The organism is Burkholderia ubonensis (genome assembly GCF_001718695.1).
Classification (GTDB): Bacteria; Pseudomonadota; Gammaproteobacteria; order Burkholderiales; family Burkholderiaceae; genus Burkholderia; species Burkholderia ubonensis_B.
This window is the reverse complement of the sequence record NZ_CP013420.1, coordinates 1242624-1259268: the sequence shown is the minus strand read 5'-3', so window position 1 is coordinate 1259268 and position 16645 is coordinate 1242624. Positions and strand designations below refer to the sequence as shown.

Annotated in this window: 14 protein-coding genes; 9 read left to right on the top strand and 5 right to left on the bottom strand. The window is 68.2% G+C overall.

The genetic code is table 11. From position 1 onward, the window contains the following. Nucleotides 1-4: 4 nt before the first annotated feature. Nucleotides 5-1210, bottom strand: a complete 1206-nt coding sequence (locus tag WJ35_RS05615) for a polyhydroxyalkanoate depolymerase (RefSeq protein ID WP_069238871.1) — start codon at nt 1208-1210, stop codon at nt 5-7. Between the two features lie 180 nt (nt 1211-1390). Between WJ35_RS05615 and WJ35_RS05610 the strand changes: the two genes are divergently transcribed. Together WJ35_RS05610 and WJ35_RS05605 are read left to right on the top strand one after the other, a co-directional pair. Beyond that, a complete protein-coding gene (locus WJ35_RS05610; RefSeq protein WP_069238870.1) occupies nt 1391-2020 on the top strand; it encodes a glutathione S-transferase in 630 nt (209 codons plus the stop codon). 369 nt (nt 2021-2389) lie between these two features. Continuing rightward, entirely contained in the window at nt 2390-2596 is a 207-nt protein-coding gene (locus tag WJ35_RS05605; protein ID WP_069238869.1) for a hypothetical protein, read from the top strand. 127 nt (nt 2597-2723) lie between these two features. Here WJ35_RS05605 and proP read toward each other — a convergent pair whose 3' ends face one another. Next, nucleotides 2724-4208, bottom strand: a complete 1485-nt coding sequence (gene proP / locus WJ35_RS05600) for a glycine betaine/L-proline transporter ProP (RefSeq protein ID WP_069238868.1) — start codon at nt 4206-4208, stop codon at nt 2724-2726. Nucleotides 4209-4693: 485 nt separating this feature from the next. Here proP and WJ35_RS05595 point away from each other — a divergent pair, with 485 nt between their 5' ends. Continuing rightward, nucleotides 4694-5026: a YnfA family protein gene (locus WJ35_RS05595; RefSeq protein WP_029226596.1), complete on the top strand. Its 333-nt coding sequence runs from the start codon at nt 4694-4696 to the stop codon at nt 5024-5026. Nucleotides 5027-5053: 27 nt separating this feature from the next. On the opposite strand, the gene dnaQ is transcribed toward WJ35_RS05595, so the two are convergent. Genes dnaQ through WJ35_RS05580 form a run of 3 tightly spaced genes read right to left on the bottom strand, consistent with a single transcriptional unit; the run spans nt 5054 to nt 7065 of the window. Further along, nucleotides 5054-5782, bottom strand: coding sequence for a DNA polymerase III subunit epsilon (gene dnaQ / locus WJ35_RS05590; protein ID WP_010092681.1), 729 nt, complete (start codon nt 5780-5782; stop codon nt 5054-5056). A gap of 30 nt (nt 5783-5812) precedes the next feature. Beyond that, on the bottom strand, nt 5813-6256 hold the full coding sequence (gene rnhA, locus WJ35_RS05585; RefSeq protein ID WP_060230968.1) for a ribonuclease HI: 444 nt from the start codon (nt 6254-6256) through the stop codon (nt 5813-5815). Next, nucleotides 6253-7065 carry a class I SAM-dependent methyltransferase gene (locus WJ35_RS05580; RefSeq protein WP_059960717.1) on the bottom strand — a complete coding sequence of 271 codons (813 nt, stop codon included), beginning with the start codon at nt 7063-7065 and terminating at the stop codon, nt 6253-6255. Before WJ35_RS05580 ends, rnhA begins: the two co-directional genes overlap by 4 nt. Nucleotides 7066-7083: 18 nt before the next feature. Between WJ35_RS05580 and gloB the strand changes: the two genes are divergently transcribed. The 6 genes from gloB to carB all read left to right on the top strand — a co-directional run bounded on the left by gloB (nt 7084) and on the right by carB (nt 16551). Then, nucleotides 7084-7920, top strand: a complete 837-nt coding sequence (gene gloB / locus WJ35_RS05575) for a hydroxyacylglutathione hydrolase (RefSeq protein ID WP_069238867.1) — start codon at nt 7084-7086, stop codon at nt 7918-7920. Nucleotides 7921-8072: 152 nt separating this feature from the next. Continuing rightward, nucleotides 8073-9632 carry a transglycosylase SLT domain-containing protein gene (locus WJ35_RS05570; protein ID WP_060230973.1) on the top strand — a complete coding sequence of 520 codons (1560 nt, stop codon included), beginning with the start codon at nt 8073-8075 and terminating at the stop codon, nt 9630-9632. A gap of 134 nt (nt 9633-9766) precedes the next feature. Further along, nucleotides 9767-10993 carry an MFS transporter gene (locus WJ35_RS05565; RefSeq protein WP_060230976.1) on the top strand — a complete coding sequence of 409 codons (1227 nt, stop codon included), beginning with the start codon at nt 9767-9769 and terminating at the stop codon, nt 10991-10993. A gap of 419 nt (nt 10994-11412) precedes the next feature. Further along, nucleotides 11413-12558 carry a glutamine-hydrolyzing carbamoyl-phosphate synthase small subunit gene (gene carA, locus WJ35_RS05560; RefSeq protein WP_010092675.1) on the top strand — a complete coding sequence of 382 codons (1146 nt, stop codon included), beginning with the start codon at nt 11413-11415 and terminating at the stop codon, nt 12556-12558. Nucleotides 12559-12587: 29 nt separating this feature from the next. Continuing rightward, a complete protein-coding gene (gene leuE / locus WJ35_RS05555) occupies nt 12588-13247 on the top strand; it encodes a leucine efflux protein LeuE (RefSeq protein WP_059537503.1) in 660 nt (219 codons plus the stop codon). A 49-nt stretch (nt 13248-13296) separates the two neighbouring features. After that, nucleotides 13297-16551 carry a carbamoyl-phosphate synthase large subunit gene (carB, locus tag WJ35_RS05550; RefSeq protein WP_060230979.1) on the top strand — a complete coding sequence of 1085 codons (3255 nt, stop codon included), beginning with the start codon at nt 13297-13299 and terminating at the stop codon, nt 16549-16551. Nucleotides 16552-16645 lie beyond the last annotated feature (94 nt).

Sequence of the window (16645 nt, the reverse complement as noted above, 5' to 3'; positions counted from 1 at the left end):
CCGCTCAGTGCCGCGCCGCGCGACGCGTCTCGGCCTGCGCGAACACGGCCTGCAGCGCCGGATGCACGTCGTCGAGCCAGCGCGCGCCCGTGAACAGCCCGTAGTGATCGCATCCGTCGACGTCGAGCCGATGCCGCTCGCCCGGCGCGAGACCGCGGCAGAGCGCATGCGCGGCGTGCGTCTGCCCGGCGCCGGTGACCGCGTCGCGGGTGCCTTCGACCGTCAGCAGCGTCGTGGCGCGCAGCGCGGCCGGGTCGACGGGGACGTCGTGCACGCGCCAGGTGCGCTGCGCGAGGCACGCGCGCTGGAACACGATGTCGACGGTATCCAGAAAGTATTCGGCGGGCATGTCGAGCAGCGCGGTGTATTCGTGCAGCGCGCGCCGCGCGTCCGTCATCGCGCGTACATCCAGGCGCCACGCCGCCTGCGTGTAGCGGTCGAGCAGCGACAGGTAGCGGTGCGGGTAGACGATCGCGATCTCGGCCTGCTGCAGGTAGGTCGGAAATACGTGCCGGCCATGCCCGGCGAACCCGGCCGGCACGACGTCGATCAGACGGCGGCGGCACCAGTCGAGCGAGTGCGACGCGGCCGCGATGCCGAGCGTGCTCGGATTGCGCCGCGCGTCGAGCGGCCCGCCGACCAGCGTGACGCTCGCCGGCGGCGCGAGCCCGCGCTGCGCGCGCAGCGCGAGTGCGCCCAGCGCCGGGAACGTGGCCTGGCAGACGGCGACGACGTGCAGCGGCCGGCCGTCGTGCGCGAGCGCGTCGACGAACGCATCGAGCATCGCCACGTATTCGTCGAGGCCGAAGCGGCCCGCGGCGGGCGGCACGTCGCGCGCGTTGGCCCAGTCGGTGATGCACACGTCGCCGTCGTCGAGCAGCGCCTCGACGGTCTCCCGCATCATCACGGCCGCATGGCCGGCGAGCGGCGCGCACAGCAGCACGGCGCGCGCCGCCTGCCGCTCGTGCGAAAAGCGGCGCAGGCCGCAGAACGGCGTCTGGGCGACGACGCGCTCGGCGACGTCGCCCGACCCGATCGCGAATGGCGGCGGTTCGGCCGGCGGGCCGAGCAGGGGCTCGAACAAGTCGGCGTAGCAGGAGGACGCGGCGTGCGGCAGCGTCGCGGCCGGCCACGCGTCGAATGCGTCCCGGGTGGCCGCGCGCCACGCGCGCAGCCATTGCCGCTGCTGTTCGACGACGGCGTACCACATGGGAGACCTTGACGCGGAAGGGGCGTGAATCTGCATTATGGTCATTCCGGACGCGCCGCGGGTGTCCGATGCGTGACCGGGTGACGCGCATCAATCGCGCGAGGGGCCGCGCGTCGCTAGGCGGCCGCCTGCGTCGCTGCTACAGTCGATGGCCCTGGTTTGTCACTTGGAGCGTTTGCGATGAAGCTGATCGGCATGCTGGATTCCCCCTTCGTGCGACGCGCCGCAATCTCGGCGAAGCTGCTCGACCTGCCGTTCGAACACCAGTCGGTGTCGGTGTTCCGGCAATTCGACACGTTCAAGACGATCAACCCGGTCGTCAAGGCGCCGACGCTCGTCACCGACGACGGCGCGACGCTGGTCGATTCGTCCCTGATCGTCGACTATTTCGACCACCTCGTCGCGCCGGAGCGGCGCCTGCTGCCCGAGGCGCCCGACGCGCGGCTGCGCGCGCTCGTGCCGGTCGGCTTCGCGCTGGCGGCGGCCGAGAAGACGGTGCAGGTCGTCTACGAGCACGGCCTGCGTCCGGCCGACAAGCAGCACCAGCCGTGGCTCGACCGCGTGCTCGGCCAGCTCGACGCGGCATACGGCGAGCTCGAAAAGCAGGTCGCGAGCGTGGACGGCTGGCTCGGCGGCGCACGCGTGATGCAGGCCGACGTGACGGTCGCGGTCGCGTGGCGCTTCACGCAGTTCATGGCGGCCGACTATCCGGCGCTGGCCCGCATCGATCCGGCCCGTTTCCCGGCGCTCGCCGCGCATTCGGCGCGGGCCGAGCAGCTTCCCGCCTTCGTCGAAACGCCGCTCGATTGAGCGCGGCGGCGCATCGCGCCGATATGCGAGCGAGCGCGGGGAACGCTCTGCGATCCGCTTGAGCCGCGCCGTGTCGCTTCGTGCTTCGTGCTTCGCGGTGCGGGCGTCCCGCACGGCCCGACGGCGCAGTTCGCCGATGGCCGTGCGATAGCCCCACGCACGTTGGTCCGACCCACGGCGCGGCTACCCGGCGCGTTCGCGCAACCCCGACACAGCCGCCCCCACAGGCCCCCGGACGACGCCGTCAGCCGCACCAGCCAAGGGCGTGGCCGATTGTTCACCGGCGGCAACAAGTGACTTCGCAAATGTGCCGTTTATCGGGATCAGGGTGATCCCTAGAATTCACTCCATCGGATATCGCGTTGCCTGATGGAGCTGACGATGAAAGCCCTGATCGAATCGAGCCTGTACCACCCGTCGGTCGTGCTGCCGCTTGCCGCGCTGACGCAGCTGATGGTCGAGCGCGATTTCAATCTCGGGCAGGTCGGCCTGATCGTCGCGGCGCGCGGCGCGCAGGCGGCGGTGTCGCGCTCGCGCGCGCTGATCTTTTGCCGCGAATGCGAAGCGCACGCCTGAACGCCGCTTCGGCGAACGAATAAAGGAACGCCCGGCCGGCAGGCGCCGGTCGGGCGAATCGGAGTAGATCTGGCCCCGGCTATTGCCGGGGTTTTTATTGGGCGCTCATTGGGCGCTTGTTGAGCACTCAGGCGCGTGCGGCCGACACGACGCCGTAGATTTCGGCTTCGTCCTCGTCGCGCAGCTGGCGCGCGAGCTGATGCGCTTCGCGGCGCGTCGCGACGGCCGGCGGCGAGCCCTTGAGCGGCTGGCGTGCGGTTTCGGCGAGCGCCAGCACCGACACGATGCCGATCACCGCGGCGCCCATCATGTAGTACGCGGGCATCATCAGGTTGCCGGTCGTGTCGACGAGCCACGCGGTCACGAGCGGCGTCGTGCCGCCGAACAGCGACACCGACACGTTGAAGCCGATCGCGAGCGCGCCGTAGCGGATTTCGGTCGGGAACAGCGCCGGCAGCGCCGACGGCATCACGCCGGTGAAGCACGACAGCAGCACGCCGAGCATCAGCAGGCCGCCGAACACGGCCGCCGTGGTGCCCGTGTGGATCAGCATCATCGACGGGATCGACAGCGCGAGCAGGCCGACGCAGCCGGCGAGCATCACGGGCTTGCGGCCGACCTTGTCGGACAGGCGGCCGGCGGCGAGCGTCATCGGCATCATCAGCACCATCACGAGCAGCACCAGCACCAGGCTGTGCGATTCGTCGAAATGCAGCGTCGACGACATGAAGCTCGGCAGGTACGACAGCACCATGTAGTCGGTCACGTTGAAGATCAGCACGAGGCCGACGCACAGCAGCAGCGCGCGCCAGTTGGCGAACAGCGTCTCGCGGAAGCGCGCCTTCGGCACGGCCTTGTCCTGCGCTTCGCGGGCCTCGGCCTGGCGCTTGAACGCGGGCGTCTCCTCGAGCTTCATCCGGATGTAGAGGCCGATCAGGCCGAGCGGGCCCGCGATCAGGAACGGCACGCGCCAGCCCCACGACAGCAGCGCTTCCTGCGACAGCGACGCCGTCAGCAGCGCGACGACGCCAGCGCCCAGCACGTAGCCGATCAGCGTGCCGAACTCGAGGAAGCTGCCCATGAAGCCGCGGCGCTTGTCGGTCGAGAATTCGGCGATGAAGGTTGCTGCGCCGCCGTATTCGCCGCCGGTCGAGAAGCCTTGCACGAGGCGGGCGACGAGCAGCAGCACGGGCGCCATGATGCCGATCGACGCGTAGCTCGGGATCAGGCCGATCGCGAAGGTGCCGACGGCCATCATGATCATCGTCATCGCGAGCACGCGCTGGCGGCCGATGCGGTCGCCGAGCGGGCCGAACACCATGCCGCCGAGCGGGCGCACGAGGAACGCCGCGGCGAACGTGCCGAAGGTCGCGAGCAGCTGCGCGGACGGGCTGCTGGACGGGAAGAACACCTTGCCGAGCGTGACGGCGATGTAGCTGTAGACGCCGAAGTCGAACCATTCCATCGCATTGCCGATGGCCATCGCGCTGACGGCGCGCTTGAGGAGGCCCTGGTCGACGACGGTAATGTCGTCGGCGGCGAGCGGGGCGCCGTCGGACGGCGGGGTGGAAGCAGCAGCGGTCGGGCTGACGTGTGTTGCGGTCAAGGTCATGCACTCCTTTGACTGCGCCGGACGCGGGCGTCCGACACGGTTTGCCGGCGAGCGCGGTGTCGCACGCGGCGCGTCGGGGCAGGCCGTTAAGCGCTTACTGCGGAAGGGGCTGCTTCGACGCGGGCCCGGCGGGCCGTTGCGACATGGCGCTCATGAAGAAGGAGCCGCGTGATGCGTGCGGCAGACGCCCGGTAAGGGCGGCGAAACGAGAAAAACAGGCCCGACGGGCGCGCTTTCCTGTGGATGCAATTCCGAGCGAAGCGCCGGCCCGCAGCATGCGGACGGACTTCTCTCAAAATCGAAATGACAGAGATTGAATGTTGAAACAGGCGACATGATAGCACGATGACGGATGATCGTGCAAATTGCCGCGAAACGCCCGTGTGGCGGGGCTCGCTCGGGTATGATCGGCGGCGCGCGGCGGGGCCGACGCGCGGCGGGGCCGAAACGACCCCGCCAGAAGGGCCAAACGACGGGGATCCGGGATGTCTGAACTGATGAAAGTCGCGGCGCTGTTCGCCGCCACCGCGCTGGCCGAAATCGTCGGCTGCTACCTGCCATGGCTCGTACTGAAGGCGGGGCGGCCGGTGTGGCTGCTGGCGCCCGCGGCGGTGTCGCTCGCGCTGTTCGCGTGGCTGCTGACGCTGCATCCGAGTGCGGCGGGGCGCACCTATGCGGCGTACGGCGGCGTGTATATCGCGGTTGCGCTCGTGTGGCTGCGCGCGGTCGACGGCGTCGCGCTGACCCGCTGGGACGCGGCCGGCGCGGCGCTCGCGCTGGCCGGGATGGCCGTCATCGCGCTGCAGCCGCGCGCGTGAGCTCGCGGCTGCGACGCGCTGGTTGGGTTACGACGCGTCGCCGGCCGCAGGCGTGCGGCGCCACACGCAGGTGCCCTTGACCGACTTGTCGAGGCCGTCGAGCTGCGCCTGGTGCGCGGCGAGCTCGTCGTCGCTCGCGGCCAGCACCGGCAGGTCGAGCGACGCGAGCGACACGCGCTGGCCGTTCGCCGCGCCGCCGTCGGCCGCGTCGTCGTCGAGCATGTCGATGACGAGGCTGTCCTGGCCGCGCGTCATTGCGAGGTACACCTCGGCGAGCAGCTCCGAGTCGAGCAATGCGCCGTGCAGCGTCCGGTGCGCGTTGCTGATGCCGAAGCGGTCGCACAGCGCGTCGAGCGAGTTGCGCTTGCCGGGGAACATCTGCTTGGCCTGCACGAGCGTGTCGATCACGCCCGCGCAATGCTCGGTGAACGGCGGCAGGTCGAGCCGCGCGAATTCGGCGTCGAGAAAGCCGAGGTCGAACGGCGCGTTGTGGATGATCAGCTCGGCGCCCTTGACGAAGTCGCGGATCTGGTCGACGACTTCCGCGAACTTCGGCTTGTCGCTGAGGAATTCGGTCGTGAGGCCGTGCACCGCCAGCGCGCCCGGATCGCTGTCGCGCTCGGGGTTCACGTAGAAGTGCAGGTTGTTGCCGGTGAGCCGCCGGTTCAGCAGCTCGACGCAGCCGATTTCGATGAGGCGGTCGCCCGCGCGGGCGTTCAGGCCGGTGGTTTCGGTATCGAGAATGATCTGGCGCATGTCGGAAAAATCAGCAGAAACGGGGGGCGGTCAGGCCGCGAGCGATTCGACGCCGCGATTCGCGAGCGCGTCCGCGCGCTCGTTCTCCGGGTGGCCGGCGTGGCCCTTGACCCAGCGCCATTCGACCTGGTGCTGCGCGACGAGCGCGTCGAGCCGCTTCCAGAGATCGGCGTTCTTCACGGGCGTCTTCGCCGCGGTGACCCAGCCTTTCTTCTTCCAGCCGTGGATCCACTCGCTGATGCCTTTCTGCACGTATTGCGAATCGGTGTGCACGACCACGCGGCATTCGCGCTTCAGCGCTTCGAGCGAGGCGATCACGGCCATCAGCTCCATGCGGTTGTTGGTCGTGTTCGGCTCGCCGCCGAACATTTCCTTTTCGCGGTCGCCGCAGCGCAAGAGCGCGCCCCAGCCGCCCGGGCCGGGGTTGCCCTTGCAGGCGCCGTCTGTATAGATGTCGATGGTATCGGTAGTCATGACTGTTCTTGATGGGTGGTCGGGGAGGCCGCCGGCGTGAGGCCCGGCGCGAGCACGGGCTTTTTCACCTTGATCGGGCCGACGAGCCGCATGCCGCGCACGCGCTTGACGGCCGTCACCATGTAGACGGCGCCGAAGATCGGCCACCAGCGGTCGCCCGCGGCTTCCATGAAGCCGTAGCGGGCGAGCCATTGGTCGGAGGCGAGCGGCGGCCGGTAGCAGCCGAAGCGGCCGCGTTCGAGGTCGAAGCCGAGCAGCTTGATCCAGTCCTTCAGCCGGATGAACGCGATCTGGTCGCGCGCGGCCGGCACGAACGGCCGGTTCGCCATCTTGCCGAACGACTGCCGCATCCCCCACAGGCTGAGCGAATTGAAGCCGGTGATCACGAGCCGGCCTTCCGGCATCAGCACGCGCTCGGCCTCGCGCAGCAGGCGGTGCGGATCGGACGTGAACTCGAGCGTATGCGGCATCACGATCAGGTCGACGCTCTGCGACTCGAACGGCAGGTCGAGCAGGTCGCACCACGTGGTGCTGCGGTCCGCCGGCGCATGTTCGGGCGCGTGCGCCTCGCGCGCCCACGGGTACTGGTAGGGCGCGCTCGCGCCGCTCGCCGGATCGAGCACGAGGCCGCGATACGGCATGCGGTTCTCGCGCAGCGCGTCGAGCTGCGGCAGCCCGAGCTGCAGCGCGTGGAACCCGAACACGTCGGACACGACGCGGTCGAGCTGCGCCTGCTCCCAGCCCAGCACGTAGCGGCCGGGAGGCGAGTCGGTCCAGGCGGGCCAGTCTATAATTTGTCGATCAGACATAGCGATGATTGCGCGCCCATGAACGAGCTGGAATACATGCCGGTACCGGCATTCGAGGACAACTACATCTGGCTCGTGTCGGACGGCAGCGAAGCGATCGCCGTCGATCCGGGCGAAGCCGCTCCGGTGCGCCGGGCTCTCTCCGAAAGAGGCTGGCGGTTGACCGCTATTTTACTCACCCACCACCATGCCGACCATGTCGGTGGTGTCACCGACCTGATCGACGGCCAGCCGGACGATGCGCCGCTTGCCGTTTACGGCCCGGCCGGCGAGGAAATCGGCGTCGTCACGCACCCGCTGCGCGGCGGCGACCGGGTGACGCTCGGCGCGCCCGCGCTGGCGTTCGACGTGCTCGACGTGCCCGGGCATACGCGCGGCCATATCGCGTATTTCCAGCAGGCAGGCAAAGGCCAGGCAGGCAAAGGCGCGGCCGGCCAAGGCGCCGCGGCGCCGCACGTGTTCTGCGGCGACACGCTGTTCTCGTGCGGCTGCGGCCGCCTGTTCGAGGGCACGCCCGCGCAGATGCTCGCGTCGCTCGACGCGCTCGCGGCGCTGCCGGGCGACACGCGCGTGCACTGCGCGCACGAGTACACGCTGTCGAACATCCGCTTCGCGCTCGCGTGCGAGCCGGGCAACGCGGCGCTCGCGGCGTGGCGCGACGAGGCGGCGGCCCGGCGGGCGCGCGGCGTGCCGACGCTGCCGACCACGATCGCGCACGAGCGCGCGGTGAATCCGTTCCTGCGCGCGGACAGCGCGGAGATCCACGCGACGCTCGAAGCGCAGCTGCATGAATCGGTTCCGGATCGCCTGACTGCGTTCAGGCTGCTGCGGGAGTGGAAAAACCGGTTCCGATGACAGTTTTCCGGAGGACTCCAAAGCTCATCCGGAGTCTGTAAAATTTGCTCCAAATGTCGGATTTCGCTGAGTTTTCGGTGTTTTTATTGACGTGAAGCACGCACTTCCGTAGTATCGCCTGCAATTTTCAGCTGTCGGAAGCCGAGATTTTCATGCGACTTTTATTGAGCGCGATGCTGGTCCTGCTGCTCGCCGCGTGCGCGAGCCAGGGACCTGTCGCCAATTCCGCCGCCGATGCCGAGGCGACGTCCACCTACCTGCGCAAGTCCGCCACCGCCAAGGAAACCGTCGACGTCGACAAGCAGTCGGTCGGCGATCTGACCAGCGCCGACTCCGATCTGTGGGCGCGCATCCGCCGCGGTTTCCAGATGCCCGACCTGCAGACCGACCTCGTCGACATGCAGACCACCTGGTATACGCAGCGCCCGGATTACGTGCAGCGCATGACCGAGCGTTCGCAGAAGTACCTGTATCACATCGTCGAGGAGCTCGAGTCGCGCCACATGCCGACCGAGCTCGCGCTGCTGCCGTTCATCGAGTCGGCCTACAACCCGCAGGCGCTGTCGGTCGCGAAGGCGGCGGGCATGTGGCAGTTCATGCCGGGCACCGGCCGCACGTACAACCTGAAGCGGAACATGTGGCAGGACGAGCGGCGCGACGTGCTCGCGTCGACGAGCGCGGCGCTCGACTACCTGTCGCGCCTGCATGACATGTTCGGCGACTGGTATCTCGCGCTGGCCGCGTACAACTGGGGCGAGGGCAACGTGCAGCGGGCGATCGCGCGCAACCAGGCGGCCGGCCTGCCGACCGACTACCTGAGCCTGCGGATGCCGAACGAGACGCGCAACTACGTGCCGAAGCTGCAGGCGGTCAAGAACATCATCGCGAATCCGCAGCAGTACGGCCTCGCGCTGCCGGACATCCCGAACCACCCGTATTTCGTGACGGTCACGACATCGCGCGACATCGACGTGACGGTCGCCGCGAAGCTCGCGAACCTGCCGCTCGACGAATTCAAGTCGCTCAACCCGTCGTTCGCGAAGCCGGTGATCCTCGGCGCGACCGAGCCGCAGATCCTGCTGCCGTTCGACAACGCGTCGGCGTTCGAGAAGAGCCTGAAGTCGTACGGCGGCCAGCTGTCGTCGTGGACCACCTATACGGTCACCGAGCGCGCGCGTCCGGCGGCGATCGCCGAGAAGATCGGCGTCGACGCGGATACGCTGATGTCGGTGAACAAGATTCCCGCCGGCATGCGCCTGAAGCCGGGCTCGACGATCGTCGTGCCGCGCGGCGACGACGATGACGAGGACATCAGCGCGGACGTCGCCGAAAACGGCGTGCTGGCGATGGAGCCCGACGTGCCCGACACGCGCAAGATGCTGATCCGCGTGCGCCGCAAGCAGTCGATGGCGGCGATCGCGAGCCGCTACGGCGTGTCGGTCGGCCAGCTGAAGGCGTGGAACCGCACGCATCGCGATCTCGCGATGCCGGGCCAGACGCTCGTGCTGCACGTGCCGGTCGGCCGCTCGGTGCCGGCGGAGCCGGGGCCCGAGAAGATCGCGACGTCGGTCGGCGGCGCGCACGTCGAGCGCGCGAGCCTGTCCACCGGCGGCAAGGCCGTGCGCGGCGCGAAGCGCGGCGCCGCGAAGCCGGCGGCAAAGGCGAAGGCCGCGCCGAAGGCGGCCGCGGCCCACAAGGGCAAGAAGAAGTAAGCACGCGCGCGGGCAGTCGCCCGCGCGGCCCGGATGCCGTATCATCCGACGAAACGCCGTCACCGAGGTGACGGCGTTTTCGTTTGTGCGCGGCGTGTGGCCGCGCGACATGAAAAAGGACGAAGGGAGAGGCCATGTCGTCGGTGCAGGTGAGGGTGCTCGGGCTGTTCGCGCTCGGGTATTTCGTGTCCTATGTGTTTCGCGGCGTCAATCTCGGCTTCGCGCCGTTCGTCACGCACGACCTCGGGCTGTCGGCCGCCGATCTCGGCCTGCTCACCAGTCTCTACTTCCTCGGCTTCGCCGGCGCGCAGATTCCGGCCGGCGTGCTGCTCGACCATTTCGGCTCGCGCCGCGTGGCGGCCGGCATGCTGCTGTTCGCGGCAGCGGGCGCCGCGGTGTTCGGCGCCGCGCACGGGCTCGGCGCGATGATGGTCGGCCGGCTGCTGATCGGTGTCGGCGTATCGGTATGCCTCGGCGCGGCGTTCAAGGCGCTCGCCGAGCATTTCCCGATCGGCCGGCTGCCGCTGGTCAACGGGCTCGTGATGGCGGTCGGCGGGTTCGGCGGCGTGGTGGTCGGCTCGCCGCTCACCTGGCTGCTCGGCTGGACGAGCTGGCGCGCGGTGTGCGCCGGGCTCGCGGTGATGACGCTCGCGGTCGCGGCCGCGATCTGGCTCGGTGCGCCCAATCCGAAGCAGGGCCGCCATCAGGGCGGGCTCGTCAGCCAGTTCAAGGGCACCTGGCACATTCTGTCGAGCCGCGCGTTCTGGAAGATCGGGTCGTTCTCGATCGTCACGCAAGGCGTGTTCTACGCGATGCAGTCGCTGTGGGTCGGGCCGTATTTGCGCGACGTTGCCGGGTTCGATGCGCAGCACGCGGCGCGCCTCGTGTCGGTGCTCGGCTTCGCGATGATGGCCGGCTGCGTCGGGTTCGGCGCCGCCGCGCGGGCGCTGGAGCGGCGCGGCGTGTCCGTCCATGCGTTCTGCGGCGTCGGCATGGCGCTGTTCGTCGCGACGCAGATTGCGATCGTCGTGCGCGCGCCGCTGCCGGCGGCGGCGCTGTGGGCCGCGTACGGGATGTTCGGCGGGGTCGGAATCCTGACCTACGCGGTGATGGCCGGCCACTTCCCGGCGCACCTGATCGGCCGCGCGAACACGACGCTCACGCTCGTGATCTTCGTGCTGATCTTCGCGTTCCAGATCGGCGTCGGCGCGGTGCTGTCGCACTGGCCGGCGGTCGATGGCCGCTATCCGGCTGCCGCGCATCTCGCCGCGTGGAGCGTGCTGCTCGTGCTGCAGATCGCAAGCGCGGTCTGGTACGTGTGGCCCGCACCGATGGCCGCCTCTGGTCAAGCGAGCCGATAGAGAGGTACGCTGGAGCGTGGCGCGGTTCCGCAATCGGGGCCGCAGCGCGCGTGACGGGCGCAGGAGGCCCGGGGCATTGAAAAAGAAAAAAGGCGCGTGATCGATTCGTCGAGCCGCATTGCGGATTGCCATGCCATGGAATCGGCGGCCCGCCGCATTGAAAACAGGTCCATTTTCACGCTATAATTTGAAAGTTTGTGCTGATCAACCTCGCACCCTAGCGCCTACCTCACTCATCCCGTTCATCCGCTGCACGCCGCCTGTCGGGCGATGCCGCGAGCCCTCGCGCGCTGCGCGCCGGTTTCGCGACTCGACACCGCCGGGTGCGTGATGCAAGCCGACGCGCGCGTCCACGCAGCGCGACGCTTGCGCGGCAGGGTAAACAGGTCGGCAGCAGGGTGTTCCCCAAGGAGCCTCCCGTGTTGCCGTCTTTTTCTCCCGCTTTGCTTGCACTCGCCGACGGCACGGTCTTTCGTGGTCATTCGATCGGTGCCGCTGGCCATACGATCGGCGAAGTCGTGTTCAACACCGCGATCACCGGCTATCAGGAAATCCTGACTGATCCGAGCTACGCGCGCCAGATCGTGACGCTCACCTATCCGCATATCGGCAACGTCGGCGTGAACGCCGAGGACGTCGAGGCGACGAAAGTCCATGCCGCCGGCCTGATCGTGCGCGACCTGCCCGATCTCGCGTCGAACTTCCGCATGGATCGCACGCTGGGCGACTACCTGCGCGACGAAGGCGTCGTCGCGATCGCCGGCATCGACACCCGCAAGCTGACCCGCATCCTGCGCGACAAGGGCGCGCAAAACGGCTGCATCCTCGCCGGCTCGACCGACGAGGCGAAGGCGATCGAGCTCGCACGCTCGTTCCCGGGCCTCGCCGGCATGGATCTCGCGAAGGTCGTGTCGACCGCCAAGCCGTTCGAATGGAAGCAGACCGAGTGGAAGCTCGGCAGCGGCTACGGGATGCAGGAGGCGCCGAAGTATCGCGTCGTCGCGTACGACTTCGGCGTCAAGTACAACATCCTGCGCATGCTCGCGGAGCGCGGCTGCCACGTGACGGTGCTGCCGGCGCAGGCGAGCGCGGCGGAAGCGCTCGCGCTGAATCCGGACGGCGTCTTCCTGTCGAACGGCCCCGGCGATCCGGAGCCGTGCGACTACGCGATCGCGGCCACGAAGGAATTCATCGAGCGCGGCGTGCCGACCTTCGGCATCTGCCTCGGCCACCAGATCATGGGACTCGCGGTCGGCGCGAAGACGCTCAAGATGAAGACGGGCCACCACGGCGCGAACCACCCGGTCAAGGATCTGGCCGACGGCCGCGTGGTGATCACGTCGCAGAATCACGGGTTCGCGGTCGACGCCGATTCGCTGCCGGCCAACGCGCGCGCCACGCACGTGTCGCTGTTCGACGGCACGCTGCAGGGCTTCGAGCTGACCGACAAGCCGGCGTTCTGCTTCCAGGGCCACCCGGAAGCGTCGCCGGGCCCGCACGACATCGGCTATCTGTTCGACCGCTTCACCGCGCTGATGGACGCGGCGAAGCAGCGCAGCGCTTAACTTTTGCCCAGGAGCGGGAGGCTCGCATCATGTTCGGTCATGCACTCGGCATCACGGATCTCTGGACCTACGTCATCGGCGTGGTCTTCATCATCCTGTTGCCGGGGCCGAACTCGATGTACGTGCTGTCGCTCGCGGCGCAGCGCGGCGTGCAGGCCGGCTATCGCGCGGCCTGCGGCGTGTTCGTCGGCGACGCGGTGCTGATGGTGCTGTCCGCTGCGGGCGTCGCGTCGCTGCTGAAGGCGAATCCGCTGCTGTTTTCGGTCGTCAAGTACGGCGGCGCCGCGTATCTGCTCTACATCGGCGCCGGGATGCTGCGCGGCGCGTGGCGCAGGCTGCGCGCGCCGGCCGGTGCGGTGGCCGACGCGCCGCGCGCGGTCGACGGCGACGAGCCGTTCCGCAAGGCGCTGGTCGTGAGCCTCCTGAACCCGAAGGCGATCCTGTTCTTCATCTCGTTTTTCATCCAGTTCGTCGATCCGGCGTTCCCGCATCCCGCGGTGCCGTTCGTCGTGCTCGGGGCGATCGCGCAGTGCGCGAGCTTCCTGTACCTGAGCACGCTGATCTTCGCGGGCGCGCGGCTCGCCGCGCATTTCCGCCGCCGCCGCAAGCTCGCGGCGGGCGCGGCGAGCAGCGTGGGCGGGCTGTTCATCGGCTTTTCGGTGAAGCTTGCGCTCGCGACCATGGGCTGAGCGCTGCAGGCCGCCCCACGACAACGATTACTTATTGAATTTTCAAGCCATGCCAAAACGCACAGACATCAACAGCATCCTCATCATCGGCGCCGGCCCGATCATCATCGGCCAGGCGTGCGAGTTCGACTACTCGGGCGCGCAGGCATGCAAGGCGTTGCGTGAGGAGGGCTACAAGGTCATCCTCGTCAACAGCAACCCGGCGACGATCATGACCGACCCGAACACGGCCGACGTCACCTACATCGAGCCGATCACGTGGGAAGTCGTCGCGCGCATCATCGAGAAGGAGCGCCCGGACGCGATCCTGCCGACGATGGGCGGCCAGACCGCGCTGAACTGCGCGCTCGACCTGCATCACCACGGCGTGCTCGAGAAGTTCGGCGTCGAGCTGATCGGCGCGTCGCCGGAAGCGATCGACAAGGCGGAAGACCGCCAGAAGTTCAAGGACGCGATGACCAAGATCGGTCTCGGCTCCGCGAAGTCGGGCGTCGCGCACTCGATGGAAGAGGCGACCCAGGTGCACGCCGAGATCATGGCGGCCACCGGCGGCAGCGGCTACCCGGTCGTGATCCGTCCGTCGTTCACGCTCGGCGGCTCGGGCGGCGGCATCGCATACAACCGTGAAGAGTTCGAAGAGATCTGCCGGCGCGGCCTCGACCTGTCGCCGACGCGCGAGCTGCTGATCGAAGAGTCGCTGCTCGGCTGGAAGGAATACGAGATGGAAGTCGTGCGCGACCGCGCCGACAACTGCATCATCGTCTGCTCGATCGAGAACCTCGACCCGATGGGCGTGCACACCGGCGATTCGATCACGGTCGCGCCGGCGCAGACGCTCACCGACAAGGAATACCAGATCCTGCGCAACGCATCGCTCGCGGTGCTGCGCGAGATCGGCGTCGACACCGGCGGCTCGAACGTGCAGTTCTCGATCAACCCGAAGGACGGCCGCATGGTCGTCATCGAGATGAACCCGCGCGTGTCGCGTTCGTCGGCGCTCGCGTCGAAGGCGACCGGCTTCCCGATCGCGAAGGTCGCGGCGAAGCTGGCCGTCGGCTACACGCTCGACGAGCTGAAGAACGAGATCACCGGCGGCCAGACGCCGGCGTCGTTCGAGCCGACGATCGACTACGTCGTCACGAAGATCCCGCGTTTCGCGTTCGAGAAGTTCCGCGAAGCGGATTCGCGCCTGACGACGCAGATGAAGTCGGTCGGCGAAGTGATGGCGATCGGCCGCACGTTCCAGGAGTCGTTCCAGAAGGCGCTGCGCGGCCTCGAGGTCGGCGTCGACGGTCTCGACGAGAAGTCGACCGACCGCGACGAGATCGCGATCGAGATCCACGAGCCGGGCCCGGACCGCATCTGGTACGTCGGCGACGCGTTCCGCATCGGCATGACGGCCGAGGAGATCTTCGCGGAAACCGCGATCGACCCGTGGTTCCTCGCGCAGATCGAGCAGATCATCCTGAAGGAAAAGGCGCTCGCGGGCCGCACGGTCGCGTCGCTGTCGTTCGACGAGCTGCGCTACCTGAAGCAGAGCGGCTTCTCCGACCGCCGTCTCGCGAAGCTGCTCGGCGCGACGCCGGCCGACGTGCGCGCGCGCCGTCTCGAGCTGAACGTGCGCCCGGTCTACAAGCGCGTCGACACCTGCGCGGCCGAGTTCGCGACGAAGACGGCCTACATGTACTCGACCTACGAGGAAGAGTGCGAGGCGCAGCCGACGAACAACAAGAAGATCATGGTGCTGGGCGGCGGCCCGAACCGGATCGGCCAGGGCATCGAGTTCGACTACTGCTGCGTGCACGCGGCGCTCGCGATGCGCGAGGACGGCTACGAGACCATCATGGTCAACTGCAACCCGGAAACGGTGTCGACCGACTACGACACGTCCGACCGCCTGTACTTCGAGCCGCTGACGCTCGAGGACGTGCTCGAGATCGTCGACAAGGAAAAGCCGGTCGGCGTGATCGTCCAGTACGGCGGCCAGACGCCGCTGAAGCTCGCGCTCGATCTCGAGGCGCATGGCGTGCCGATCGTCGGTACGTCGCCGGACATGATCGACGCGGCCGAAGACCGCGAACGCTTCCAGAAGCTGCTGCAGGACCTCGGCCTGCGCCAGCCGCCGAACCGCACCGCGCGCGCCGAAGACGAAGCGCTCGCGCTGGCTGCTGAAATCGGCTATCCGCTCGTCGTGCGCCCGTCGTACGTGCTGGGCGGCCGCGCGATGGAAATCGTCCACGAGCCGCGCGACCTCGAGCGCTACATGCGCGAGGCCGTGAAGGTATCGAACGATTCGCCGGTGCTGCTCGACCGCTTCCTGAACGACGCGATCGAGTGCGACGTCGACTGCATCTGCGACGGCGAAGCCGTGTTCATCGGCGGCGTGATGGAGCACATCGAGCAGGCGGGCGTCCACTCGGGCGACTCGGCATGCTCGCTGCCGCCGTACTCGCTGTCGAAGGCGACCGTCGCCGAGCTGAAGCGCCAGACGGCCGCGATGGCGAAGGCGCTGAACGTGGTCGGCCTGATGAACGTGCAGTTCGCGATCCAGCAAGTCCCGCAGGCTGACGGCTCGAAGGAAGACATCATCTACGTGCTGGAAGTGAACCCGCGCGCGTCGCGCACGGTGCCGTACGTGTCGAAGGCGACCAGCCTGCCGCTCGCGAAGATCGCGGCGCGCGCGATGGTCGGCCAGAAGCTCGCGCAGCAGGGCGTGACGAAGGAAGTCGAGCCGCCGTACTTCAGCGTGAAGGAAGCGGTGTTCCCGTTCGTGAAGTTCCCGACCGTCGACCCGGTGCTCGGGCCGGAAATGCGTTCGACCGGTGAAGTGATGGGCGTCGGCCAGACGTTCGGCGAGGCGCTGTTCAAGTCGCAGCTTGCGGCAGGCTCGCGCCTGCCGGAGTCGGGCACGGTGCTGCTGACCGTGATGGACGCGGACAAGCCGAAGGCGGTCGAAGTCGCGCGCATGCTGCACGACCTCGGCTACCCGATCGTCGCGACGAAGGGCACGGCCGCCGCGATCGAAGCGGCCGGCGTGCCGGTGAAGGTCGTCAACAAGGTGAAGGACGGCCGTCCGCACATCGTCGACATGATCAAGAACGGCGAAATCGCGCTCGTCTTCACGACGGTCGACGAGACCCGCCAGGCGATTGCCGATTCGCGTTCGATCCGGATGAGCGCGCAGGCGCACAAGGTCACTTACTACACGACGATGTCGGGCGCGCGCGCGGCCGTCGAAGGCCTGCGCTACCTGAAGAACCTGGAAGTCTATGATTTACAAGGTCTTCACGCTCGCCTAAACTAAGCGGTCAGTTACCTGTCGAAGCAACACGTGCCGCGATTAAGCGGCGTTCCCGGTGTATCGGGAATGCGCTTAATCGCGGTGATTTTTTTTATAG